This window comes from Streptomyces sp. NPDC026575, from assembly GCF_055567415.1.
The window spans coordinates 161,386-186,363 of sequence record NZ_JBVHQM010000002.1 but is presented as its reverse complement, the minus strand read 5'-3'; the positions used below and the strand labels follow the sequence as shown (position 1 = coordinate 186,363).

Annotated in this window: 20 protein-coding genes and 1 pseudogene; 11 read left to right on the top strand and 10 right to left on the bottom strand. The window is 68.9% G+C overall.

All coding sequences use genetic code 11. The annotated features are described in order from the left end of the window. Positions 1-108 precede the first annotated feature (108 nt). On the top strand, positions 109-669 hold the full coding sequence (locus ACZ4NB_RS03165; protein WP_467657925.1) for an LppU/SCO3897 family protein: 561 nt from the start codon (positions 109-111) through the stop codon (positions 667-669). A 121-nt stretch (positions 670-790) separates the two neighbouring features. Here the strand turns inward: ACZ4NB_RS03165 and ACZ4NB_RS03160 are convergent, their stop codons facing one another. Continuing rightward, entirely contained in the window at positions 791-2,266 is a 1,476-nt protein-coding gene (locus tag ACZ4NB_RS03160; protein ID WP_467657924.1) for a CCA tRNA nucleotidyltransferase, read from the bottom strand. 249 nt (positions 2,267-2,515) lie between these two features. Between ACZ4NB_RS03160 and ACZ4NB_RS03155 the strand changes: the two genes are divergently transcribed. The 7 genes from ACZ4NB_RS03155 to trxA all read left to right on the top strand — a co-directional run bounded on the left by ACZ4NB_RS03155 (position 2,516) and on the right by trxA (position 12,522). Beyond that, positions 2,516-4,771 (top strand): DUF6049 family protein, encoded by a 2,256-nt coding sequence (locus tag ACZ4NB_RS03155; protein ID WP_467657923.1) that lies wholly within the window; start codon positions 2,516-2,518, stop codon positions 4,769-4,771. A 46-nt stretch (positions 4,772-4,817) separates the two neighbouring features. Next, the gene (gene murJ, locus ACZ4NB_RS03150; protein WP_467657922.1) at positions 4,818-7,040 is read left to right on the top strand and encodes a murein biosynthesis integral membrane protein MurJ; all 2,223 of its coding nucleotides are present in this window, start codon (positions 4,818-4,820) and stop codon (positions 7,038-7,040) included. Positions 7,041-7,147: 107 nt separating this feature from the next. Next, positions 7,148-8,863: a protein kinase family protein gene (locus tag ACZ4NB_RS03145; protein WP_467657921.1), complete on the top strand. Its 1,716-nt coding sequence runs from the start codon at positions 7,148-7,150 to the stop codon at positions 8,861-8,863. Positions 8,864-9,447: 584 nt separating this feature from the next. Then, the gene (sigM, locus tag ACZ4NB_RS03140; protein WP_467657920.1) at positions 9,448-10,125 is read left to right on the top strand and encodes an RNA polymerase sigma factor SigM; all 678 of its coding nucleotides are present in this window, start codon (positions 9,448-9,450) and stop codon (positions 10,123-10,125) included. Positions 10,126-10,127: 2 nt separating this feature from the next. Beyond that, positions 10,128-11,060 (top strand): anti-sigma factor family protein, encoded by a 933-nt coding sequence (locus tag ACZ4NB_RS03135; RefSeq protein ID WP_467657918.1) that lies wholly within the window; start codon positions 10,128-10,130, stop codon positions 11,058-11,060. Between the two features lie 114 nt (positions 11,061-11,174). Further along, complete coding sequence (gene trxB / locus ACZ4NB_RS03130) at positions 11,175-12,149, top strand: thioredoxin-disulfide reductase (protein ID WP_467657917.1); 975 nt, start codon at positions 11,175-11,177, stop codon at positions 12,147-12,149. Between the two features lie 46 nt (positions 12,150-12,195). Further along, complete coding sequence (gene trxA / locus ACZ4NB_RS03125) at positions 12,196-12,522, top strand: thioredoxin (protein ID WP_393485761.1); 327 nt, start codon at positions 12,196-12,198, stop codon at positions 12,520-12,522. Between the two features lie 83 nt (positions 12,523-12,605). Here trxA and ACZ4NB_RS03120 read toward each other — a convergent pair whose 3' ends face one another. The 9 genes and pseudogenes from ACZ4NB_RS03120 to rpmH form a co-directional block, all read right to left on the bottom strand. Beyond that, positions 12,606-13,223 carry a GNAT family N-acetyltransferase gene (locus ACZ4NB_RS03120; RefSeq protein WP_467657916.1) on the bottom strand — a complete coding sequence of 206 codons (618 nt, stop codon included), beginning with the start codon at positions 13,221-13,223 and terminating at the stop codon, positions 12,606-12,608. A gap of 309 nt (positions 13,224-13,532) precedes the next feature. Then, positions 13,533-14,633 carry a ParB/RepB/Spo0J family partition protein gene (locus tag ACZ4NB_RS03115; RefSeq protein ID WP_467657915.1) on the bottom strand — a complete coding sequence of 367 codons (1,101 nt, stop codon included), beginning with the start codon at positions 14,631-14,633 and terminating at the stop codon, positions 13,533-13,535. Then, positions 14,630-15,700: an AAA family ATPase gene (locus ACZ4NB_RS03110; protein ID WP_393486448.1), complete on the bottom strand. Its 1,071-nt coding sequence runs from the start codon at positions 15,698-15,700 to the stop codon at positions 14,630-14,632. Before ACZ4NB_RS03110 ends, ACZ4NB_RS03115 begins: the two co-directional genes overlap by 4 nt. Positions 15,701-16,006: 306 nt before the next feature. Continuing rightward, complete coding sequence (gene rsmG / locus ACZ4NB_RS03105) at positions 16,007-16,732, bottom strand: 16S rRNA (guanine(527)-N(7))-methyltransferase RsmG (protein WP_467657914.1); 726 nt, start codon at positions 16,730-16,732, stop codon at positions 16,007-16,009. 135 nt (positions 16,733-16,867) lie between these two features. After that, positions 16,868-17,374 carry a Jag family protein gene (locus ACZ4NB_RS03100; RefSeq protein WP_467657912.1) on the bottom strand — a complete coding sequence of 169 codons (507 nt, stop codon included), beginning with the start codon at positions 17,372-17,374 and terminating at the stop codon, positions 16,868-16,870. A 14-nt stretch (positions 17,375-17,388) separates the two neighbouring features. Then, a complete protein-coding gene (yidC, locus tag ACZ4NB_RS03095; protein ID WP_467657911.1) occupies positions 17,389-18,516 on the bottom strand; it encodes a membrane protein insertase YidC in 1,128 nt (375 codons plus the stop codon). A 3-nt stretch (positions 18,517-18,519) separates the two neighbouring features. Beyond that, a complete protein-coding gene (yidD, locus tag ACZ4NB_RS03090) occupies positions 18,520-18,837 on the bottom strand; it encodes a membrane protein insertion efficiency factor YidD (RefSeq protein WP_393485750.1) in 318 nt (105 codons plus the stop codon). An 86-nt stretch (positions 18,838-18,923) separates the two neighbouring features. Then, a pseudogene (gene rnpA / locus ACZ4NB_RS03085) lies at positions 18,924-19,292 on the bottom strand (ribonuclease P protein component); the annotation flags it as partial. Between the two features lie 24 nt (positions 19,293-19,316). Next, the gene (gene rpmH / locus ACZ4NB_RS03080) at positions 19,317-19,454 is read right to left on the bottom strand and encodes a 50S ribosomal protein L34 (protein WP_003949374.1); all 138 of its coding nucleotides are present in this window, start codon (positions 19,452-19,454) and stop codon (positions 19,317-19,319) included. 376 nt (positions 19,455-19,830) lie between these two features. On the opposite strand from rpmH, the gene dnaA reads away from it, so the two are divergent. From dnaA to gnd, 3 genes are all read left to right on the top strand, one after another. Beyond that, on the top strand, positions 19,831-21,723 hold the full coding sequence (dnaA, locus tag ACZ4NB_RS03075; protein WP_467657910.1) for a chromosomal replication initiator protein DnaA: 1,893 nt from the start codon (positions 19,831-19,833) through the stop codon (positions 21,721-21,723). Between the two features lie 986 nt (positions 21,724-22,709). Continuing rightward, positions 22,710-23,840, top strand: a complete 1,131-nt coding sequence (gene dnaN / locus ACZ4NB_RS03070) for a DNA polymerase III subunit beta (RefSeq protein WP_033266997.1) — start codon at positions 22,710-22,712, stop codon at positions 23,838-23,840. Between the two features lie 231 nt (positions 23,841-24,071). Further along, complete coding sequence (gnd, locus tag ACZ4NB_RS03065; RefSeq protein ID WP_399145855.1) at positions 24,072-24,950, top strand: phosphogluconate dehydrogenase (NAD(+)-dependent, decarboxylating); 879 nt, start codon at positions 24,072-24,074, stop codon at positions 24,948-24,950. Positions 24,951-24,978 lie beyond the last annotated feature (28 nt).

The window sequence follows — 24,978 nt, the reverse complement described above, 5'->3', positions numbered from 1 at the left end:
CACCGCTTCCTCGCACGGTGGCGACCGGCTCAGCGGCCGGGCGCGCGCACCAGATACCTTACGGGCGTCCTGCACGAGCCTGTACACATCAAATATCGGGGGAGTTCCATGACCATGCCGCCTCAGGGCCCGAACCCATACGGCCAGGCGCCGTACGGGCAGAACCCGTATCCCCAGGGACCGCCGCCGCAGGCTCCCTACGGCCAGCCCCAGGCCGGGTACGCCCACCCCCAGCAGCCACAGGCTCCGTACGGCTATCAGCAGCCGCAGCCGGGATACCCCGCGCCGCCGCAGCAGCCCTACATGCAGGGAGGCGCTCCCGTTCCGCCGCCGCGTCCCGCCAAGAACCGGTCCCCCAAGGCGATCCTCAAGGGCATCGGCATCGTCTTCGTGCTGATCGCCTTCGCGTTCTTCTGGATCACCAGCCTGGACGACGCGGACAGCGCCGAGGTCGGTGACTGCGTGAAGAAGTCCGCAAGCTCGCTCGATGACGGCCTCAAGGTCGTGGACTGCGGCACCTCGGAGGCCCAGTACAAGGTGACCGCGGTGCACAACGACACCTCCGACCCCTCCATCTGCCCTGCGGGGGAATCGGCGTACACCAAGTCCGTGCAGCGCCGTAAGCGCGCCGACACCCACATGGTGCTCTGCCTGACCCCGGCGAAGTAGCGCGAACCGAGCGCGCCGGACAAGCCTTGGGGCGGTGTTTCACGTGAAACACCGCCCCAAGCCCATGCCATGTTTCACGTGAAACATGGCTGCCCACCGACCGCCTGTTTCACGTGAAACATCAGCTCTGCGTCGCCCACCACTCCTTCAGAGCGGCGATGGCCGCCTCGCGGTCCATGGGACCGTGCTCCAGCCGGAACTCCAGCATCTGCTTGTACGCCTTGCCGACCTCGGGCCCAGGACTGATGCCCAGGATCTGCATGATGTCGTTGCCGTCCAGGTCGGGCCGGATCGCCTCCAGCTCTTCCTGCTCCTGCAGCCGCGCGATCCGCTCTTCGAGCCCGTCGTAGGCACGCGACAGCGCGGCGGCCTTGCGCTTGTTGCGGGTGGTGCAGTCCGAGCGGGTCAGCTTGTGCAGCCGGTCCAGCTGGGGGCCGGCATCGCGCACATAGCGGCGGACCGCGGAGTCCGTCCACTCTCCCGTGCCATAGCCGTGGAAGCGCAGATGCAGCTCCACCAGACGCGAGACGTCCTTGATCATGTCGTTGGAGTACTTCAGCGCGGTCATCCGCTTCTTGGTCATCTTCGCGCCCACCACTTCGTGATGGTGGAAGGAGACCCGGCCGTCCTTCTCGAAGCGCCGCGTCCTGGGCTTGCCGATGTCGTGCAGCAGGGCCGCCAGCCGCAGGACCAGATCGGGTCCGTTCTCCTCAAGGTCCATCGCCTGGTCCAGCACCGTCAGCGAGTGCTCGTAGACGTCCTTGTGCCGGTGATGCTCGTCACTCTCCAGCCGCAGAGCCGGCAGCTCGGGTAGGACCCGGTCGGCCAGGCCGGAATCGACGAAGAGCCGCAGGCCCTTACGCGGGTGCCGCGCCAGGAGCAGCTTGTTCAACTCGTCCCGTACCCGCTCGGCCGAGACGATCTCGATGCGCTCCGCCATCGCCTTCATCGCGGCGACGACCTCGGGGGCGACCTCGAAGTCCAGCTGGGCGGCGAAGCGGGCGGCCCGCATCATCCGCAGCGGATCGTCCGAGAACGACTCCTCCGGCGTGCCCGGCGTGCGCAGGACACGGGCGGCCAGGTCCTCCAGGCCGTCGTGCGGGTCGACGAACTCCTTCTGCGGCAGCAGCACCGCCATGGCGTTCACCGTGAAATCCCGGCGGACCAGGTCGTCCTCGATGGAGTCGCCGTAGGACACCTCGGGCTTGCGGGAGGTGCGGTCGTACGCCTCGGAGCGGTAGGTCGTGACCTCGATGTCGAACGAGTCCTTCTTGCAGCCGACGGTGCCGAAGGCGATGCCGACCTCCCAGACCGCGTCCGCCCACGGCCGGACGATCTTCAGTACGTCCTCGGGGCGGGCATCGGTGGTGAAGTCCAGGTCGTTGCCGAGCCGGCCGAGCAGTGCGTCCCGGACAGAGCCGCCGACCAGGGCAAGCGTGAACCCGGCCTCCTGAAATCGGCGGGCCAGGTCGTCCGCGACGGGGGAGACCCGCAGCAGTTCGCTCACGGCGCGCCGCTGCACATGGTTCAGCGCGTCCGCCGACTGCGGGCTCTGCTCGGCGTGCGGGGTGGGGAGGTCATTGTTGGCGTTCGGCACAACAGAACAGGGTACGTGGCCGCGCAGCGCGAAGCGCCACGTAATAAAGGGGACAGGCCGGTCATACGGCGGTCGGCACGGCGATCATGTGGAGCACTCCCCGGCACTCTGGTGCTGCGGGCCTCGTTACCATTCGTGGACGCACATTCCGACGACCACTGACGACGACGAGGGACGGACGAGCGCGTGGCCGAGGCGGCAGGGTTCCAGGTGACTGAACGGCCGCGTGGTCGATGGCTGCGAAGGACCGTGACGCTGCTCACTGGGCTCCCCCTGCTCGTAGGACTGGCCCAGGTCCCGCACGCCACCTCCGCGCAGGCGGCCCCGACCGGCTCCCGCACGGTCGATGTCACCATCGACTCGATGTCCCCCTCCGCTCCCGGCAAGAGCGACACGGTCACCGTCTCCGGCACGCTGACCAACGACGGCCGCAGCACGATCACCGACGCCCACGTCGGAATGCACCGCGGCGACGCGCTCAGCAGCCGCAGCGCCATCGAGGCCGCGACGCATCGCAACGGGTACCTGCCGGGGGCGGACGGCGAGGAGGTCAAGGACCACCAGCAGAAGATCGACAAGCTGGAGCCCGGCGTCAGCCGCCCCTTCACCCTCAGCGTCCCGGTCAAGGACCTCGATCTCGACGATGACGGTGTGTACCAGATCGGTGTCTCGCTGTCGGGGCGCTCGCAGTCCTCGTCCTACGAGCAGGTCCTGGGGATCGACCGGACGTTCCTGCCCTGGCAGGCCGCCAACGCCGAGAAGAAGACCCAGCTCACCTACCTGTGGCCGCTGATCTCCCCCACCCACCTCACTGCCGAGACCGACGCCGACGCCCAGCAGACGCCGGTCTTCCGCAACGACGACCTCGCCGCCGAGCTGGCCCCCGGCGGCCGGCTCCAGCAGATGGTCGCGCTCGGCAAGAACCTGCCGGTGACCTTCGTCATCGACCCCGACCTGCTCGCGACCGTCGACGCGATGACCAAGTCGTACCGGGTGGACGGCCCGGACGGCCCGATGGGCAAGAACCAGGCGGTCGCCAAGCAGTGGCTCCACGAACTCGAGGAGGCGGTCACCTCGCACGAGGTGGTGGCGCTGCCCTTCGCGGACCCCGACCTCGCCTCGCTCGCCCACCACGGCAAGGGCGTGCCCAGCGCGCTCGGCCACCTCGGCCCGGCCACCGACCTCGCCGAGAAGACCGTGGACACGATCCTCGGCGTCAAGCCGCGTACGGACTTCGCCTGGCCCGTGGAAGGCGCGATCGACTCCTCCATCGTCGATGTCGCCACCTCGGCCGGTGCGCACAACGTGATCACGCGGAGCGACAGCCTGCGGGAGAACGGCGGACTGTCCTACACCCCGACGGCAGCCCGTCCCATCGGCGGCGGCAACACCGCCATCGTCGCGGACGCACAGCTCTCGCAGACCTTCGAGGGCGATATGTCGAAGGCCGGGAACGCCACGCGCGCGGTCCAGGAGTTCATCGCCCAGACCCAGATGATCAGCCTCCAGGAGCCGGACCGGCAGCGCAGCATCGTCGTCGCACCGCAGCGGATGCCATCGGTCAGCCAGGCCCAGGCCATGGCCACCGCGCTGCGTCAGCTGAACGATTCCGGGCGCTGGACCACGCCGCTGCACCTCGGCGCCGCCGCCAAGGCCAAGCCCGACCCCGCGGCCAGCCGCCGTGTGCCCAGCGGCGCCGCCTACCCGTCCTCGCTGCGCCGGCACGAGCTGCCCATCGATGCCTTCCGGCAGATCCAGGGCACCCAGTCCGCGCTGGACGACTTCCGGGTGATCCTGGCGCAGCCGGAGCGTGTGGTGACGCCGTTCGGCAACGCCATAATGCGCGAGATGTCGACGGAGTGGCGGTCCGATCGCACCGGTGCCGCGAAGTTCCGTCACTCGGTGCGCAGCTACCTCGACGGCCTGACCAAGAAGGTCCACCTGATCCAGAAGTCGGACGCCACGCTCTCCGGGCGCAGCGCCACGATTCCGGTGACGGTCCAGAACAACCTGGTCCAGGGCGTCAAGGACATGACGCTGAAGCTGACCTCCTCCCAGCCCAACCGTCTGGACGCGGGCAAGCCGCAGCAGATCACGGTGGACGGCGGGCACAGCCAGTCGTTCAAGTTCAACACCACGGCCAACGCCAACGGCCGCGCGTGGGTGACCGCCCAGCTCTACACGTCGGACGGAAAGCCCTACGGTGGCCGCATGACGTTCCAGGTGAACGTCACGGAGATCACCGCCACTGTGATGCTGGTCATCGCGGGCGGTGTGCTGCTGCTCGTCCTCGCCGGAGTGCGGATCTACCTCCAGCGCAAGCGGGCCGCGGCCCAGCGCGCCGAGGACGGGTCGGACGGCGACGGCTCCGATGGCGAGGAAGGCACGGACGGCGACAGCGGCGGCACGGACGGCGACGCCCCCGAGCAGCCGAGTGACCCCAAGCCGGACACCGGTTCGGAAAGCTCCGACCCGTCCGGCTCAGGTGAGAAAGTGGACCGTTGATAGATGGCGGGGCCGGATGGCCGGCGACGGATGAGGTGGGGCAGCGATGAATGCGCCGTACGACGGTGACCGGGGCCGGGGCGCCAATGGCGACCCCATGGGGCCGGTCCCTCCGACGCCCCCGTCCTCAGCGGACCATGATCCGTTCGTGCAGGACGCCTACCGCAACGGCCCGCACCGCGCACCGGACCCGATGGCCCAGGAGCCGGTGAGCGAGGCGCGCTACGACCGCCCCGCGCAGCACCCTGCGCCACCGGCGCAGCCCGCGCACCCGCTCTACCAGCAGCCGGCGGCGGGCCGCCCCACCCCCGACGCCCAGTCGTGGCCCGCGCCTGCGCCCTCCGAGCCGCCGGGCCCCGGCCACGGTCTGCCGTACGGCGACGATGCCGCGACGATGCAGTTCATGGGCCTCGACGAGCGGGGCGCCCAGGCGGCCGGCGACCGTCGGGAGCCCGATGCCTTCGCGCATCTCTTCCGTGACCAGCAGCAGCCCTACGAGCCGCAGCGCCCGGCACCCGCCGGCCCGCCTGCCGCGCCCTCCGCTGCCGCCGCGGCGCCCGTTCCGGAGGCCGTACCGCAGCAGCCCGCTCCGGCACCGGCGCCCGCCCCCGCAGCGGCGGCCGGCAAGCCTTCCGGCGGCCGCGCCTCCGGCCTGCTCAAGTCCAGTGCGGTGATGGCCGCCGGCACGATGGTGTCCCGTCTCACGGGCTTCGTCCGCTCGGCACTGATCGTCGCGGCACTCGGCGGCGCCGTGCTCGGCGACTCCTGGCAGGTCGCCTACCAGCTCCCGACGATGATCTTCATCCTGACCATCGGCGGCGGTCTGAACTCCGTCTTCGTCCCGCAGCTGGTGCGCGCGATGAAGGAGGACGACGACGGCGGCGAGGCCTACGCCAACCGGCTGCTGACCCTCGTCGTCGTGGTCCTGGGCGTGCTGACGGTGCTGTCGGTGCTCGCCGCGCCACTGCTGGTGAAGCTGGTTTCCTTCGACATCTCACGCGACCCCGCGGCCAACGAGGTCGCCGTCGCGTTCACCCGCTACTGCGTACCCACGATCTTCTTCATGGGGCTGCATGTGGTGATGGGGCAGATCCTCAACGCCCGCGGCCGCTTCGGCGCGATGATGTGGACTCCGGTCCTCAACAACATCGTCATGATCGCCACCTTCGGCCTGTTCATCTGGGTCTACGGCACGGCGAAGACCTCGCACATCGGCGTCACCACGATCCCCGACGAGGGCATCCGGCTCCTGGGCATCGGCACCCTGCTCGGGCTCGTCGTCCAGGCACTGGCGATGATCCCCTACCTGCGCGACGCCGACTTCCGGATCCGGCTCCGCTTCGACTGGCGCGGCCACGGCCTGGGCAAGGCCGCCAAGCTCGCGAAGTGGACGGTGCTGTTCGTGCTTGCCAACCAGGCGGGCGTCCTCGTCGTCACCCAGCTGTCCACCTGGGCCGGCAACACCGCCGACCAGCAGGGCCACCCGGGCACCGGCTTCATCTCGTACGCCAGCGCCCAGCTGATCTGGAACATGCCGCAGGCGATCATCACCGTCTCGGTCATGGCGGCGCTGCTGCCGCGGCTGGCACGGTCCGCCCACGACGGTGACACCGGAGCCGTCCGGGACGACATGTCGCAGGGCCTGCGCACCTCCGCCGTCGCCATCGTCCCGATCTCGTTCGGCTTCCTCTCGCTCGGCATCCCGCTGTGCACGCTGGTCTACGGCTCGTCCGGCGCCGGCATCCCGATGGGCTACATGCTGATGGCCTTCGGTGTGGGCCTGATCCCGTTCTCGGTGCAGTACGTCGTCCTGCGCGCCTTCTACGCGTACGAGGACACCCGCACCCCCTTCTACAACACGGTGATCGTCGCCGCCGTCAACGCCGCGGCCTCCGGGCTCTGCTTCCTGATCCTGCCCGCCCGCTGGGCCGTGGTCGGCATGGCAGCCTCCTACGGCCTGGCGTACATCATCGGCGTCGGCGTGGCCTGGCGGCGGCTGAGCAAGCGGATGGACGGCGATCTCGACACCGCCCACGTCGTGCGGACCTACGCGCGGCTGGCCGGCGCCAGCATCCCGGCGACGATCGTCTCCGGAGCGGTGGTCTACGGCATCATGCAGACGCTCGGCAGCGGATTCCTCGGTTCGCTCGCCGCGCTGATCGCCGGCATCGCCGCACTTCTGGCCGTGTTCTACGTCGCCGCACGCAAAATGCGCATCGAGGAAATGAACGCCCTGGTCGGCATGGTCCGGTCAAAGCTTGGGCGTTGATTGAGCACAACCATCGACTGCCACCGTGTGTCGTGCATAGTGGCGGACTGTGGGCACAATTGTCTTGGCTCATTGAGCCTGCAACGGATGGGGAGGCAGGAACGACGGTGGCGGAACGGAGCACGGCTGCCGTCGACGTGGCCGACACGAGCGGTGAGGAACCGCTGACCGCCAAGGCGGGTAAGGCCACGGACGACGGTGCTAAGGCCGAAAAGGTATCCGGCGGGGAACAGGACGCCGCACGCACCGATGAGCAGCGTGCCCAGGCGACCGAGGCCCAGCCACCGGAACTGCACAGCGGCCACAAGCTCGCCAGACGCTACCGACTAGAGGAGTGCGTCACCCGTCTGGACGGATTCAGCAGCTGGCGTGCGGTGGACGAGAAGCTGCGGCGAGCCGTCGGCGTGCATATCCTGCCCGCCGACCATCCGCGGGGCCGGCCGGTGCTCTCCGCCGCCCGTTCCTCGGCGCTGCTCGGCGATCCCCGATTCGTCCAGGTCCTGGACGCGGTCGAGGAGAACGACCTCGTCTACGTCGTCCACGAGTGGCTGCCGGACGCCACGGAACTCACCACCGTGCTCGCCAACGGGCCGCTGGAGCCGCACGACGCCTACCAGCTCGTCAGCCAGGTCTCCCAGGCCATGGCCGCCGCGCACCGCGAGGGCCTGGCCCATCTGCGGATCACCCCCGGTTCGGTGCTGCGCACGGAGTCCGGGCAGTACCGCATCCGTGGCCTCGCCGTCATGGCGGCGCTGCGCGGCATCACCTGCGAGCACCCGCAGCGCACGGACACCGAGGCGATCGGCGCGCTGCTGTACGCCGCGCTGACCCAGCGCTGGCCGTACGAGAACGACGCCCACGGCCTGACCGGCCTGCCCAAGGGTGTCGGGCTGATCGCGCCCGACCAGGTGCGCGCCGGGGTCCACCGCGGGCTTTCCGAGCTGGCCATGCGGGCCCTGATCAACGACGGCGCCACGGCTTCCCGCCAGGAGCAGCCCTGCACCACCCCGGAGGAGCTGGCCAAGGCCGTTGCGGCCATGCCGCGTATCCGGCCTCCGGAGACGGCGTTCAGCACGCCGCCGCCGTATCAGCGCACGGGCTACCAGCAGGGCAACTACCGGCAGTCGTCGGCGCACAACGGCCAGGCCGCCCGGCAGACCCAGCCCGTTGCCACGCCTCCGCCGCCGCTGCAGAGCCGCACGGGCCGGGCGCTGAAGTGGTCCGTCTCCGCGCTGCTGATCGCGGCGCTGGGGCTGGGCAGCTGGCAGCTCGCGGACACGCTGCTGAAGCGGGAGAACGACGAGGACGATCCGGGGAACTCGCAGACGGGCGGCGGCCAGGCGAAGAAGCCGAGCGGCAAGCCTCTCTCGATCACGGGCGCCACAGAGTTCTCGCCCCTGGCCGAACCCTTCTCAGCGGCGCAGGCGCGCAATGCCACGGACGGCGACCCGAGTACCGCCTGGGTGACAGGTCGGTTCAAGGGCTGGGCAAACTTCGGAAACCTGCCGTCGCGCGCAAACGGCAGCGGCATCATCGTCGACCTCGGACGCGCGAAGGACATCTCCGAGATACAGGTCAGCATGTATCGGCCGGGCCAGACCGTGGAAGTCCGCGCAGCGGCGCCTTCCGCAGCCGACCCGACGAAGCTCGACGATTTCTCACGGCACCTCTCCAAACCGGAGAAGGCCGGTGACCGGCTGGATGTGAAACTCGACCAGCCGGTGCGGGCCCGCTATGTACTGATCCGCGTCACGGAACTTCCCAGCGATGGGGAATCGGATTGGTTCCGCGGGGGCCTTTCAGAAATCAAAATTTCCGGCTGAACCGCGGACAGCGCATCTCCCGCACCCGCCGGCGCCTTCGCCTACGGCACGAGGGCCTGCCAAGTCATCGGCAGGCCCTCGTGCCGTGTGATGCTCGGCCCCGTCCCTGGGTGTCCTGAGCGACGACGAAGTACTTGCCGCAATTGCCCCCGAACCTCCAGGTCCGCGGCCCGCCCACGCGGCGCGTGCCGTGCGGCCAGGAACCCGTCGGCCGCTGCATGCACTGCTTCCGCGTGAAGAATTCCACGCGCGCAGTTTTGGCGCGAAATTCAGTCGACAGCACCGTGCGAAGCAGGCCATGCCAAATCTCCGCAATAGACAACCGGAAGGGCGGGTAGAAGGCGGCACCTGCGCAGCGGCCCTGCCGAGAAGGAAAAGCACCTGTGCGGCCTTCAGAAATCCTAGGGACGAGATCGCGCGCCTACGAATACCTGGCACTTCTCCCGACGGCTGCCTACCATGCGGTGTACGAGGTTGCTGCCAGCCCGTGGACTCATCACGTTGCGGTACGGCGGGTCGACGATCGCCGGTTGGTGACAGGGCCAAGGTTCCGAGGGTTCAGCCGCTGGGCAAGGGGGGTTGGGATGGGTGTGCTGGACGAGTCTGGTGATCAGGACCTCCTCGCCCGCCATGTCGCCGGCGACCCCGACGCCTTCGGGGAGATCGTCCGACGACACCGCGACCGGCTCTGGGCGGTGGCACTGCGCACCCTGGGGGATCGCGAGGAGGCCGCCGACGCCGTCCAGGACGCCCTCGTCTCCGCCTACCGTGCGGCCCACACCTTTCGCGGCCAGGCCGCCGTGACGACCTGGCTGCACCGCATCACGGTCAATGCCTGTCTCGACCGGGCCCGCAAGGCCGCCTCGCGGCGCACCTCGCCCGTCGCCGAGACCGAGCGGCTGGAGCAGCTGCTGGAGCCCGAGGAGTCCGCCGCCGCCCCTGCCGAGCGCCAGGATCTGCACCGGGAGCTGCTGAGTGCGCTGCGCACACTCCCGGAGGAGCAGCGGGCCGCTCTCGTCCTCGTCGATATGCAGGGCTACCCCGTCGCGGAGGCGGCCGCCATCCTCGATATCCCGACCGGGACGGTGAAGAGCCGCTGCGCACGAGGCCGTGCTCGGCTCCTGCCCTTGGTCACCCATCTGCGCGCCGACGGCGGGGGTAGCGAACCCGCGAGCGGGGGAAGGAACCGGGCGCAGGGGACATCCGTCCCACCGACGGCAGGACCGAAGGACACAGGTGCCGTGAAGGGCGGAGGTGGGTGAGCGTGACGTCGACGACCGGCACGGGTGAGCACCCGGAGGTCTCTGAGATCTCCGACCTCACGGACGGGCTGCTCTCCCCCTCGCGCACCGCGGATCTGCGCGACCACCTCGCCGCCTGCGCGCTGTGCGAGGACGTCTATGAGTCCCTGGAAGAGATCCGGGGGCTGCTGGGCACGCTCCCCGGTCCGGCGCGGATGCCTGCCGATGTCGCCGGGCGCATCGATGCCGCCCTCGCAGCCGAGGCGCTGCTGGACGCCACCGCTCCTGGCGCCGCGGGGCATGTTTCACGTGAAACAGCCACCGCGCCGGTCGCTGTTTCACGTGAAACCGACGTCGAGTCCCCCGGTCGCGGATCGGCGGCCACCCGGCCCCCAGGGCGGTCTCGGGGCGCCTCCGGGCCGGGCCGCCAGACACCGGGCGGTCGCTCGTCCCGTTCTCGCCGCTGGCCGCGGATTCTGCTCGGCACGGCGGCGGCCGCCGCGATCCTCAGCTTCGGTGGCCTTCTGCTCCAGAACGCCGCCATGGACAGCGGCCAGGGGCACCACCAGGACCGGTCCTCCGCGACCACCGAGAAGAGCATGAACGGTGCGGCCGCCCTCACAGCCGCCAGCCTTGAATCACATGTTCGCGATCTGCTGGCGTCCAAGAGCTCGCACAAGTCCCCCGACATCGGTGCTCAGAGCCTCCCCGAGACCCCGCTGCGGGGCAGTGCCGACACCATTCCGTCCTGTGTCCGCCAGGGCATCGGACGCCCCGAAGCGCCGCTCGCGTCCAGCCACACCCGCTACCAGGGCAAGGACGCCTTCCTCGTCGTACTGCCGGATCCGGCCGACGCACGGCGGGTCTCGGCGTATGTCGTCGCCTCCTCGTGCGTCTCCGCCACGCAGCCGGCTCCCGGCAAGGTCCTGCTGTCGGACTCGTACCAGCGAGACTGAGCGACGAGAAGTGCGCTGTGACACTCCGGGAATGCTAGCCCCGTAGGATCCGTTGGGTGGGGTGAGAGTTCCCCGAGCCCCAGCAAGCAGTCGGCAGAGACAAGGAAGACACCCGTGAGCGACGTCCGCAACGTGATCATCATCGGCTCCGGGCCCGCGGGCTACACCGCAGCGCTCTACACCGCCCGCGCGTCCCTGAAGCCGCTCGTCTTCGAAGGTGCCGTCACCGCCGGAGGCGCGCTGATGAACACCACCGACGTGGAGAACTTCCCCGGTTTCCGCGACGGCATCATGGGGCCGGACCTCATGGACAACATGCGCGCCCAGGCCGAGCGCTTCGGTGCCGAACTCGTGCCGGACGACATCGTCGCGGTCGATCTCTCCGAAGAGATCAAGACGGTCACCGACACCGCAGGAAACGTGCACCGTGCCAAGACGGTCATCGTCAGCACCGGCTCCCAGCACCGCAAGCTCGGCCTGCCCCGCGAGGACGAGCTGTCCGGTCGCGGTGTCTCCTGGTGCGCCACGTGCGACGGGTTCTTCTTCAAGGACCAGGACATCGCCGTCATCGGCGGCGGCGACACCGCGATGGAGGAGGCCACCTTCCTCTCCCGCTTCGCCAAGTCGGTCACGGTCGTCCACCGCCGCGACACCCTGCGGGCCAGCAAGGCGATGCAGGATCGTGCCTTCGCCGACCCGAAGATCAAGTTCGTGTGGGACAGCGAGGTCGCCGAGATCCACGGCGAGAGCAAGCTCTCGGGTCTGACGCTGCGCAACATCAAGACCGGCGAGACCTCCGAGCTCCCCGTCACGGGCCTGTTCATCGCGATCGGCCATGACCCGCGGACCGAGCTGTTCAAGGGCCAGCTGACTCTCGACGACGAGGGTTACCTCAAGGTCGACGCCCCCAGCACCCGCACCAACCTGCAGGGTGTCTTCGCCGCGGGCGATGTCGTCGACCACACCTACCGCCAGGCGATCACCGCAGCCGGCACGGGCTGCTCCGCCGCCCTCGACGCCGAGCGCTTCCTCGCCGCGCTGTCGGACGGCGAGTCGACCGCCGAGCCGGAGAAGACCCCCTCCGCCTGACCCGCGCACCCAGCTTTCCCAACACCCACTCAGTAAGGAGACTGCCATGGCCGGCGCCACGGTGACCGTCACGGACGCCAATTTCGAAGAGGTCGTCCTCAACAGCGACAAGCCCGTCCTCGTGGACTTCTGGGCCACCTGGTGCGGCCCGTGCCGCCAGATCGCCCCGTCCCTGGAGGCCATTGCCGCCGAGCACGACGAGATCGTCATCGCCAAGCTGAACACCGACGAGAACCCGGCGACCACCGCCAAGTACGGCGTCATGTCGATCCCGACCATGAACGTCTACAAGGGCGGCGAGGTCGTGAAGACCATCGTCGGCGCCAAGCCGAAGGCCGCCATCGAGCGCGACCTGGCGGACTACCTCGCCTGAGTCACACCGGTTGTTTCACGTGAAACGGGCCCGCCCTCATCGAGGAGGCGGGCCCGTTCTCCGTTTCACGTGAAACAGACTGCCTACAGCGGTCGCAGTGCGGGTTCCTTCTGGACTGCTCCCAGCAGACGGTCGAGCGCCAGCTCCACGTCTTCCTTCCACGAGATGGTGCTCCGCAGCTCAAGGCGCAGCCGCGGAAAGCGGGGGTGGGGCCGTACGGTCTTGAAGCCCACCGCGAGAAGATGATCTGCGGGCAGTACACACGCCGGCTCGGACCAGCGAGTGTCGCCGAACGCCTCGATCGCCTTGAACCCGCGCTGGATCAGATCCTTGGCGACCGTCTGAACCATCACCCGCCCCAGCCCCTGCCCCTGGAACCCGGGGATCAGCCACGCCGTCAGCAGCTGCACCGCATCCGGCGACACCGGACTGGTGGGAAAGGCCATGGAGCGCGGCACATAGGCCGGCGGGGCGTACATCACAAAGCCGGCCGGCACCTCGTCGACATAGACGACCCGCCCGCAGGATCCCCACTCCAGCAGTACCGCCGAGATCCAGGCTTCCTTCTCCAGCTCGGGACGCCCCGCCTTTACCGCAGCCTCGCCGCTGACGGGGTCGAGCTCCCAGAAGACACAGGAGCGGCAGCGCTTGGGGAGATCCGGAAGGTTGTCCAGCGTGAGCGGTACGAGCCGACGGCCCATGAAACCAGGTCCTCACTTCTCTCACCTGCCGCACCACGGAGCGCCGTCAGCGCCGCCTGCTCCCTGAGCAGACCACCAACGAACCCCCCGACGGCTGCGAGGCCGAACCCCGCCGCCAGCAGTCCGGTGCGGCTCACCGATCGCATGGCCCTCTCCTCGCTGTGAGGTGTCTCCACGTGGATCCGTGCCATACCCGAACGCATCGTATCCACCCTTTACGGGCACCGGTAGCGCGCGAGAGCAAAGGGCGGGCCGTGTTCCGGTATGGATTCCGGAACACGGCCCGCCCAGCTGCCGACGGGTGTCAGCTCACTCTTCGTCGTTCTTCTCCTCGGCCAGCGTCTGGCCCAGGACAGGTCCCTCACCGGGGGCGAGAGTGCCGAGGATCCGCTCAAGATCTTCTATCGAGGCGAACTCGACGACGATCTTGCCCTTCTTCTGCCCCAGGTCGACCTTCACCCGGGTCTCGAAGCGATCGGACAGACGGGAGGCCAGGCCGGTCAGCGCGGGGGACACCCGGGTACCGGCACGCGGCCCCTTCGCCTTGCTCGCGCTCTTGGGCTCCGAGCCCATCAGCTTCACGATCTCCTCGACCGTGCGCACCGACAGCCCCTCCGCCACGATGCGGTACGCCAGGTGGTCCTGCTCCTCCGAGTCCTCCACGGAGAGCAGGGCGCGGGCGTGTCCCGCGGAGAGCACACCCGCGGCGAGCCGGCTCTGCACGGACGGCGAGAGGTTCAGCAGACGCAGCGTGTTGGAGACCTGCGGACGCGAGCGCCCGATCCGGTCCGCCAGCTCGTCATGCGTGCACTTGAAGTCCTTCAGCAACTGGTCGTAGGCGGCAGCCTCTTCCAGTGGGTTGAGCTGTGCCCGGTGCAGGTTCTCCAGGAGCGCGTCGAGGAGCAGCTTCTCATCCTCGGTGTCCCGGACGATGGCGGGAATCTTCTCCAGTCCGGCCTCACGGGACGCCCGCCAGCGCCGCTCGCCCATGATGAGCTCGTACGTGTCGTGCGCCGTCTGACGCACCACCACCGGCTGCAGCAGGCCCACCTCCTTGATGGAGGTGACCAGCTCGGCAAGAGCGTCCTCGTCGAAGACCGTTCGCGGCTGGCGCGGATTGGGCTTGATCGCGTCCAGCGGCACCTCGGCGAAGTGCGCACCGGCGACCGCCGACAGGCCCTCCGCCGCTGCCTCGGTCCCGACCGCCGCTTCCGTTTCACGTGAAACACCGTGCGCCGGCAGCGACGCCACCTTGGCGGCCGCCACTCCTCGCTCCGGGGCCAGCACCGGTACGGACGACGGTGACGTCGCCCCCTGTCCCACCGCGGGCCCGACGTTGTCCGTGCTCTGCGGTGCCGCGGGGATCAGCGCACCGAGCCCACGGCCCAGGCCTCTACGTCGTTCGCTCACTGATTCCCCTCCGAGATGCTGTGCTGTGCTTCGTAGTTGACGCTGAGGCCCTGGCCCCCGGTCTGCGGGACGCCACGGAACGCGATCTCCCGGGCCGCTTCGAGATAGGAGAGCGAGCCACTGGATCCCGGGTCATAGGTGAGCACGGTCTGCCCGTAACTGGGTGCCTCGGAGATGCGCACCGAGCGGGGAATGCTCGTACGGAGCACCTCGTGGCCGAAGTGGTTGCGCACCTCGTCGGCGACCTGGGAGGCGAGCCGGGTGCGCCCGTCGTACATCGTGAGCAGGATCGTCGAGACATGGAGCTGGGGGTTGAGATGGCCCCGCACCAGATCGACGTTCCGCAGCAGCTGGCCCAGACCCTCCAGTGCGTAGTACTCACACTGAATCGGGATCAGTACCTCGGCGCCGGCGACCAGTGCATTGACGGTCAGCAGGCCGAGCGAGGGCGGGCAGTCGATGAAGATGTAGTCCAGCGGCTGTTCGTACGCCTTGATGGCCCGGTCCAGTCGGCTCTCCCGAGCCACCAGGGAGACCAGCTCGATCTCGGCACCGGCCAGATCGATCGTGGCGGGAGCACAGAACAGCCCCTCCACATCCACGACCGGCTGCACCACATCGGAGAGCGGCTTGCTCTCCACCAGCACGTCATAGATCGACGGCACTTCGGAGTGGTGGTCGATCCCCAGCGCCGTCGATGCGTTGCCCTGAGGGTCGAGGTCGATCACCAGAACCCGTGCGCCGTGCAGGGCCAGCGAGGCCGCCAGGTTGACGGTCGTGGTGGTCTTGCCCACCCCGCCCTTCTGGTTGGCAACCACCATGACCCGGGTCTGTTCAGGCCGGGGCAGCCCCTCACCCGCGCGGCCGAGTGCCTCCACCGCAAGCTGAGCTGCACGACCGATCGGGGTGTCGTCCATCGGGGGCGGCGTTTCACGTGAAACGTCGTCCCCGAACGACTCGCTACGGGGACCGGGGACCGGATCGGTCATCGGTCCCGCGATGTTGGCGTCGGACCGCAAGGATTCACTCTCCTCGACATCAGGCTCGCAATGTTCAGAGCCTGCCATGCTTTCGGTGTCGTGAACCAGTGAGGTCCGTTCTCCTGTGGACGAATCCACATCTGTGGATACTTCCGTGACCCTTGTGGGCTTACGGTCGCGCGGCGCGGCGGCCGCACGACCGCGACCGATGATCCCTTGCAGCAGAGAACGACGTTTCACGTGAAACACGATGCCAGCGTCGCGCCCGAATGAGCCGCGACACTCCGTCTTGGGTGGTTTTGATGGCGTTTATGGAATTAGCCCGTTCCCCTATTTCGCGGAACGGGACATCCCGCGCATCAGTGCCGGCCTGTTCCGCACCGGCACGGAACATCAGCGCCGGCGCCCCCTCGACGCACGGCTGACGCGGGCCGCCTTCGCCCGCTTGGCCGCGAAGCGCACACCGCCGGGGCTCTCGCCCACCTCGACCCGCACCACGGTCGTCGGCGGGTCCACGATGCCCTCGCCCACCTGCACCACCGAGGTCTCCACCACACCGAGCTTGCTCAGTGCCGCCCGGGCCCCCTTGAGCTCCTCCTCCGCGGCATCGCCCTTGAGCGCCAGCATCTCGCCGTAAGGGCGCAGCAGCGGAACGCCCCAGCCGGCGAGCCGGTCGAGCGGCGCGACGGCGCGCGCGGTCACCACATGCACCTGGGGAAGCTTGCCCATGACCTCTTCGGCCCGTCCGCGCACGACCGTGACATGGTCGAGGCCGAGCAGCTCGACGACTTCCTGGAGGAAGTTCGTCCGCCGCAGCAGCGGCTCCAGGAGCATGATCTTCAGATCCGGGCGTACCAGCGCCAGCGGGATGCCGGGCAGCCCGGCCCCCGAACCCACATCGCACACCGAGACGCCCTCGGGCACCACCTCGGAGAGCACCGCGCAGTTCAGCAGGTGCCGCTCCCACAGCCGCGGCACCTCACGCGGGCCGATCAGCCCTCGCTTCACCCCCGCGTCGGCGAGCAGTTCGCCGTACCGCACGGCCTCCGGAAAGCGCTCGCCGAATACCTCCTGTGCCGCCTTCGGCGCAGGAGGGAGCTCCGCTGCTGCCTCCGTCACGGGAACCGCCCTTCCTCTGGACTGCTTTTCCTGCCGGGAACCCGGGCCTACTCACCCGGAATAACACAGAACGCTGACAACTTTTGGCCCCGCCTGCGAGCAGACGGGGCCAAAGAAAAACGGACGTGCTGAGCGTCAGGCCGGGAGGACTACCACTCGGCGCTCCGGCTCCTCGCCCTCGGACTCGCTGCGCAGCCCGGCCGCTGCCACGGCGTCGTGGACGACCTTGCGCTCGAACGGCGTCATCGGGTCGAGCTTGACCGGCTGGCCGGTGCCCTTGGCCTCCTCGGCCGCCTTCGCGCCGATCTCCGTGAGCTGCTCGCGCTTGCGGGCCCGGAAGCCGGCGATGTCGAGCATCAGACGGCTGCGGTCACCGGTCTCCCGGTGCACGGCCAGCCGGGTCAGCTCCTGCAGTGCCTCCAGCACCTCGCCATCGCGGCCCACCAGCTTCTGCAGATCACGGCTGGTCGAGTCGCTGATGATCGACACCGCGGCGCGGTCGGCCTCGACGTCCATGTCGATGTCGCCGTCGAGGTCGGCGATGTCCAGCAGACCCTCAAGGTAGTCGGCCGCGATCTCGCCTTCCTGCTCAAGGCGGGTCAGGGTGTCGGTGCCCTCGGCGGCAGGGGTCGTGTCCGTCACGAAAGGACTCCTTCTTACTTCTTCGACGGGTGCTTGGGGCGCTGCTGGCCCTTGCGCTGTCCGGACTTGGCGGTGCGGGACCCGGAGGCGCCGCCCTTCTCCTTGCCGTCCTGCGTGTCCTTCTTCTCCAGCGACTGCTTCTTCGCTCCGCCCTCGGCAGAGCCCGCCGACCCGGCACGCGTACGCTGCGTGCCGCCGGCGGCCGGGGCACCACCGGTCTGCCGCTTGGCCTTCGTCTGGCGCTTGGGCTGCTGGCGGTTCTGACGCGCCTCCTCGGCGGCCTTCTTCGCCGCGATCTCGGCCGGAGCCTCGACCAGCTTGCCCTTGGCCCGCAGCCGCTCCTGGCGCTCCTCGAATGCCTTGCTGCCGGGAGTCGGGTTACGACGGATGACGAACATCTGCTGGCCCATGGTCCACACGTTGGTGGTCAGCCAGTAGACGAGAACACCGACGGGGAAGTTGATACCGAAGACGGCGAACATGATCGGGAAGACGTACATCAGCATCTTCTGCTGCTGCATGAACGGCGTCTTCACCGTCAGGTCGACGTTCTTGGTCATCAGCTGGCGCTGGGTGAAGAACTGCGACGCCGACATCAGGACGATCATGATGACCGTGACCACGCGGACATCGGTCACCGAGGCGCCCAGGCTCTCGATCTTCTGCGCGCTGTCCATGAACTTCGCCGCCAGCGGGGCGCCGAAGATGTGTGCCTTCTGCGCACTCTCCAGCAGAGGCTGGTCGATGACACCGACCACCTTGTTCTGGGCGATGTGGTTCAGGACCTGGTACAGCGAGATGAAGAAGGGCGACTGGGCCAGAATCGGGAGACAGCTCGAGAGCGGGTTGGTGCCCGTCTCCTTGTAGAGCTTCATCATCTCTTCGGACTGGCGCTGCTTGTCGCTCTTGTAGCGCTCCTGGATCGCCTTCATCTTCGGCTGGAGCGCCTGCATGTTCCGCGTCGACTTGATCTGCTTCACAAAGAGCGGGATCAGGCAGATACGGATCAGCACCACCAGCGAGACGATGGACAGACCCCACGCCGCGCCACTGTTCGGATCAAAGATCAGGCCGTAGAACGAGTGGAACTGGACGATGATCCAGGAAACGGCGTAATAGAGAGGATTCAGGATCGTGTCCACGAATCAGGCTCCTTGGGCGTTGGGCTGAGTCTCGGGCTGGGTGGCGGGCTCATGGACAGCAGTCCCACCCAGACGGCTCCTCAGCCGCTGATGCCAGACCGGACGCTTCCGGGGAGGGACGTGGTCGACGCCACCGAGCGACCACGGGTTGCAGCGCAGGATGCGCCAAGCCGTCAGCGCAGTCCCTTTCACCGCGCCGTGCCGGTCGATGGCCGTATAGCCATAGTGCGAGCACGACGGGTAGTACTTGCAGACCGGGCCCAGCAGGGGGCTGATGGTCCACTGGTAGATCTTGATCAAAAGCAGCAGCGGGTACTTCACTGTGCGCTCCCTCCCGGGCCCCGGCCGGGGTTCCGGGAGCCCGCGGCGCTGCCGCCGCCGGTCACGGCTCCGGGGGGATTGCAGCCTTTCGGCGCCCCTCCCAGCAGCCGCTCAAGGGCGGCGTCCAGGTCGCGGGCCAGCTGGTCGTGATCCGCGTCGCCCGCGCCGGGCAGGGCCCGTACGACAACCAGGCTACCGGCGGGCAGCCGGTCCAGCCGGTCGCGCATGAGATGACGGAGTCTGCGCTTGACCCTGTTGCGCACGACCGCGATGCCAACGGCCTTGCTCACGACGAAACCCGCACGCGCCGGGGGAACGCATTCCCCCGCTGCGTGCGGGTCCGTTGCACCGCTACGACAATGAACGACAAGGAGCGGGCGCCCGGCCCTGCGTCCCCGGCGTACCGCGGTCGCAAAGTCCTCGCGCCGCCTCAGCCGATTTTCGGTAGGCAGCACGTCATGGACCTAGGTTCAGGCTGCTCAGGCCGACAGGCGGGCGCGACCCTTGCCACGGCGGGACGCGAGGATCGCGCGGCCGGCGCGGGTCCGCATGCGCAGACGGAAGCCGTGGGTCTTCGCGCGGCGGCGGTTGTTCGGCTGGAAGGTGCGCTTGCTCACTCGGGGGCTCCAGGAATGCTTGTTGTCTCAAGGTGAGACAGATGTGGGGCGTCGTTGGCTGTCACCGTGCGCCCACGAGTAACTCGCAACGCCTAAGTGCACCGCTTCACGATCACCAGAGCGCGATCTTTGCCCATCGGAGGCAGGCGGCAGCAGCCATCGACAACTCGACCTGGTCACGGTACGCGCGGCTACGCCATCCGGTCAAACCGGCTCCTCGGCAGCACGAGGGGCCGCTCGTCAGGACACACTATGCACAGCCTGTGGACAACAACTTGAATCCCCAGGCCCGCCCTGACTACCGTGGCTGAACTCCGATTCCTTCCCGCCCGTCCTGAGAATCACACATTCGTGGGACTGTGAGAGAGCGTGCCCTGTGGCTGATGTACCTGCCGATCTTGCCGCAGTGTGGCCCCGAGTGCTCGACCATCTCCTCCGGGCGGAAGCCGACGGCCTCAAGCCCAAGGACCAGGACTGGCTCAAGCGCACCCAGCCGCTGGCGCTGGTCGCCGACACCGCACTGCTCGCCGTCCCCAACGAATTCGCCAAGGGCGTGCTGGAGGGCCGGCTGGCACCGCTGATCGGCGAAGCCCTCAGCCATGAGTGCGGCCGGCCGATCCGGATCGCGATCACCGTCGACGACTCCTCCGAGGAGCCCCCGGCGCCGGCCGCGCCCGCGCAGCACCAGCCGCAGCAGCACCAGTCGCAGCAGCAGGCCCCGCGCCACCAGCAGCCGCATCAGTCACCGCAGCAGCACGACGCATACGACTACGAGCGCCGCCACGACACCCGGCAGGGCTACGGGCACCAGGGCGACGACCTGCCCGGCGTCCGGCCCGCCTACCCCGACTACCAGCAGCCCCGGCACGAGCCCGGCTCCTGGCCGCAGCACTCCGCCCCCCTCGCCGGCGGCCCCGGACCGCGTGACGACTACGGATGGCAGCAGCAGCACCTCGGCGGCTTCCCCGAGCGCGACCCGTACGCCTCCCCCTCGCACGTACCGCAGCACCAGCAGCACCAGAACGACTTCCGCGCGCAGGCACCCGACCGCGGCGGGCCGCCGCAGCACTCCGACGGTGGGCGCCCCGCGTACGAGCAGCAGCGCCGCGATCTCACCGAGCACCAGCCCGGCGGGCACAACGGCCGCTCCGGTCCCGGCGCCGCACTGCCCGCGCCCAGCGGTGCGCCCAGCCCGCTCGCCGCGCAGCCCGCGCCGGCGACCGGCCCCGGTGAGCCGACCGCGCGGCTGAACCCGAAGTACCTCTTCGACACCTTCGTCATCGGCGCCTCCAACCGCTTCGCGCACGCCGCCGCGGTCGCCGTCGCCGAGGCCCCGGCCAAGGCGTACAACCCCCTGTTCATCTACGGGGAGTCGGGCCTCGGCAAGACCCACCTGCTGCATGCGATCGGGCACTACGCGCGGAGCCTGTACCCGGGCACCCGGGTGCGGTACGTGAGCTCGGAGGAGTTCACCAACGAGTTCATCAACTCCATCCGCGACGGCAAGGCGGACGCGTTCCGCAAGCGCTACCGCGACATGGACATCCTGCTGGTCGACGACATCCAGTTCCTGGCGAGCAAGGAGTCGACGCAGGAGGAGTTCTTCCACACCTTCAACACGCTGCACAACGCCAACAAGCAGATCGTGCTCTCCAGTGACCGGCCGCCCAAGCAGCTGGTCACCCTGGAGGACCGGCTGCGCAACCGCTTCGAGTGGGGCCTGATCACCGACGTCCAGCCGCCCGAGCTGGAGACCCGGATCGCGATCCTGCGCAAGAAGGCGGTGCAGGAGCAGCTGAACGCGCCGCCGGAGGTGCTGGAGTTCATCGCGTCCCGCATCTCGCGCAACATCCGCGAGCTGGAGGGCGCGCTGATCCGGGTCACCGCGTTCGCCTCGCTCAATCGGCAGCCCGTCGACCTGGGGCTGACCGAGATCGTGCTGAAAGATCTGATCCCCGGGGGCGAGGACGCCGCGCCGGAGATCACCGCGACCGCGATCATGGCGTCCACCGCCGACTACTTCGGGTTGACCATCGACGATCTGTGCGGCTCCTCGCGCAGCCGGGTGCTGGTGACCGCCCGGCAGATCGCCATGTACCTGTGCCGCGAGCTGACCGATCTCTCGCTGCCGAAGATCGGCGCGCAGTTCGGCGGCCGGGACCACACGACCGTGATGCACGCGGACCGCAAGATCCGCGCGCTGATGGCCGAGCGGCGCTCGATCTACAACCAGGTCACCGAGCTCACCAACCGCATCAAGAACGGCTGAGGCCGCCGGCCGCCGCCGCAGGCGCACCCAGGGCGCCCCGGGACTCGCTCCCGGGGCGCCCTTGCGTATAGGGGGAGGGGACGGACGCTCGCGCACCGCTTCAGAGCCGCTGCAGAGCCGCTTCACCGCCGCCCGGAGCCACTGCCGCGCGCTCCCGGAGCCCTCCCCGTCCGCTCCAGGAACGCCCCCCGGTCCCGTCCCGGGCCCGTCCCAAACCTGTGGAGCGCACCGGCCGTGTTCGATTCCGTGCCTGGTCACGGCCTCTCTCCACAGATTGGGCAAGATTCTTCCGTCCACACCCTGGGGAGAGGAAAGTTATCCCTGTGGGATCCACAGGCCGGGCTTCTGACGGAGCATCGGGGGAGGTCAGCAGCGTGTGGAATTGTGGCCAACCAATCTCCACAGGCTGTGGACAGCGAAACCGTCCACAGGGCGGTGGATGTCTTGTCCACCGGCCGCCCACAGAAGAGCGGCTGTTGTCCCCAGCAATCTCCGGCTTCTCCACACCCCTGTCCACTGTTCGGCAACACAACACCCCTCCTCACCGCGCCGAGTGAAAGCGGTCACACCAAGGTGGTGGGTTGGGCTGTGGGGAACGTGGGTAAAGCTGGGGATGGCACTGGGGAGAAGTACCCCCGCCCTGTGCATCGGGTGTGCAGAACTTCCGGCGGTCCACAGAACCCCCGGTTTTTCCACGGCCGCCGCCCACAGGGGCAGTGGACAAAAAATCCGCGTTGACCTGCGCAAAGGCAGTTGTCCACGGTTTCCACAGCCCCTACTACTACGACCACGGATATCTACCGGGGAACTCGTTCGGAAACGGGGCCTGTGCACAAGTTGGCCGCCGGGCGTCCGGGACCGGTCGAGCCGACTTGACCCCGAGCCGCACCGACTGTCGGTGGCGTGCGTCAGACTGGTCTCCGGCAACCCAGCCGACGAAGAAGGCCAGCAGGGCGAGAGCCAGCAACAGCAGGAGGCGGTTTCCGGTGAAGATCCGGGTGGAGCGCGATGTACTCGCGGAGGCAGTGGCCTGGGCGGCCAAGAGCCTCCCGGCCCGTCCGCCGGTGCCCGTCCTCGCGGGCCTGCTGCTGAAGGCGGAGGACGGCGCACTGAGCCTCTCCGGCTTCGACTACGAGGTCTCGGCGCGGGTCTCGGTGGAGGCCGAGGTCGAGGAGGAGGGCACCGTCCTCGTCTCCGGCCGGCTGCTCGCCGACATCTGCCGCGCGCTCCCCAACCGCCCGGTGGAGATTTCCACCGACGGTGTACGAGTGACCGTCGTCTGCGGCTCCTCGCGGTTCACCCTCCACACCCTTCCTGTGGAGGAGTACCCGTCGCTGCCGACCATGCCCACCGCCACCGGCACCGTCCCCGGTGAGGTCTTCGCCGCTGCCGCCGCCCAGGTGGCCATCGCCGCCGGCCGCGACGACACCCTCCCGGTGCTCACCGGCGTACGGATCGAGATCGAGGGCGACACCGTCACCCTCGCCTCCACCGACCGCTACCGCTTCGCGGTGCGCGAGTTCCTGTGGAAGCCGGAGAGCCCGGACGCCTCCGCGGTCGCGCTCGTCCCGGCGAAGACGCTGCTGGACACCGCCAAGTCGCTGAGCAGCGGCGACACCGTCACGCTCGCGCTGTCCGGCTCCGGCCAGGGCGAGGGCCTGATCGGTTTCGAGGGCGCCGGCCGACGGACGACGACGCGTCTGCTGGAGGGCGACCTGCCCAAGTACCGCACGCTCTTCCCGACCGAGTTCAACTCCGTCGCCGTGATCGAGACCGCCCCGTTCGTCGAGGCCGTCAAGCGTGTGGCGCTGGTGGCCGAGCGGAACACGCCGGTCCGGCTGAGCTTCGAGCAGGGCGTGCTGATCCTGGAGGCCGGCTCCAGCGACGATGCACAGGCTGTGGAGAGGGTCGACGCGGATCTGGACGGCGACGACATCTCGATCGCCTTCAACCCCGGCTTCCTGCTGGAGGGCCTGTCGGCCATCGACTCCCCGGTGGCCCAGCTGTCCTTCACGACGTCCACCAAGCCGGCGCTGCTGAGCGGCCGCCCGGCCAAGGACGCCGAGGCCGACGACGCGTACAAGTACCTGATCATGCCGGTCCGGCTGTCGGGCTGACGGCTGACGGCTGACGGCTGGCAGCGCGCGGGGCGACCGCGCGCTGCGGCACACCCGGGGGCGCCCGTCGGCAGGCCCCGTACCGAGCGCCCGGATGCTCATCGGAGCCCTTGCGGCGACTGGCTGACAGGGGCCCCGATGAGCGGCTGAGCCCACAGCTGTGCACGGACCTGCGGGCGTAGGCTCGGACTCGGGAACACCAGCAACGACTACGTGCAAAGAGGGTCTCTGATGGAGCTCGGTCTCGTCGGTCTCGGCAAGATGGGCGGCAACATGCGCGAGCGCATTCGCCGCGCCGGCCACACCGTCGTCGGTTACGACCGCAACCCGGACCTGGCGGATGTGAACAGCCTCCAGGAGCTTGTGGGCAAGCTCAAGGGCCCGCGGGTGGTCTGGGTCATGGTGCCGGCCGGCGCCGCCACCCAGTCCACGATTGACGAGCTGGCCGAGCTGCTCTCCCCGGGCGACATCGTCGTGGACGGCGGCAACTCCCGCTGGACCGATGACGAGAAGCACGCCGAGGAGCTGAAGGCCAAGGGCATCGGCTTCGTCGACTGCGGTGTCTCCGGTGGCGTCTGGGGCCTGGAGAACGGCTATGCGCTGATGTACGGCGGCGAGAAGGACGATGTCGCCAAGGTGCAGCCGATCTTCGACGCCCTCAAGCCCGAGGGCGAGTTCGGCTCGGTGCACGCCGGCAAGGTCGGCGCCGGCCACTTCGCGAAGATGGTCCACAACGGCATCGAGTACGCGATGATGCAGGCCTTCGCCGAGGGCTGGGAGCTGCTGGAGAAGGTCGACTCCGTCACGGACGTCCGCGAGGTCTTCCGCTCCTGGCAGGAGGGCACGGTCATCCGCTCCTGGCTGCTCGACCTGGCCGTCAACGCGCTGGACGACGACGAGCACCTGGAGAAGCTGCGCGGTTTCGCACAGGACTCCGGCGAGGGCCGGTGGACCGTGGAGGCCGCCATCGACAACGCCGTGCCGCTGCCCGCGATCACGGCCTCGCTCTTCGCGCGCTTCGCGTCCCGCCAGGACGACTCCCCGCAGATGAAGATGATCGCCGCGCTGCGCAACCAGTTCGGCGGCCACGCGGTCGAGAGCAAGAAGTAACCCAGTAACAGCAGTAGCGGCAAGGAAA

What these genes read in the sequence shown, in the direction of transcription:
- ACZ4NB_RS03165 (WP_467657925.1), top strand. Translation starts at nt 109, where the DNA reads ATGACCATGCCGCCTCAGGGCCCGAACCCATACGGCCAGGCGCCGTAC.
- murJ (WP_467657922.1), top strand. Translation starts at nt 4,818, where the DNA reads ATGAATGCGCCGTACGACGGTGACCGGGGCCGGGGCGCCAATGGCGAC.
- sigM (WP_467657920.1), top strand. Translation starts at nt 9,448, where the DNA reads ATGGGTGTGCTGGACGAGTCTGGTGATCAGGACCTCCTCGCCCGCCAT.
- trxA (WP_393485761.1), top strand. Translation starts at nt 12,196, where the DNA reads ATGGCCGGCGCCACGGTGACCGTCACGGACGCCAATTTCGAAGAGGTC.
- ACZ4NB_RS03120 (WP_467657916.1), bottom strand. Translation starts at nt 13,223, where the DNA reads ATGGGCCGTCGGCTCGTACCGCTCACGCTGGACAACCTTCCGGATCTC.
- ACZ4NB_RS03110 (WP_393486448.1), bottom strand. Translation starts at nt 15,700, where the DNA reads ATGGCAGGCTCTGAACATTGCGAGCCTGATGTCGAGGAGAGTGAATCC.
- gnd (WP_399145855.1), top strand. Translation starts at nt 24,072, where the DNA reads ATGGAGCTCGGTCTCGTCGGTCTCGGCAAGATGGGCGGCAACATGCGC.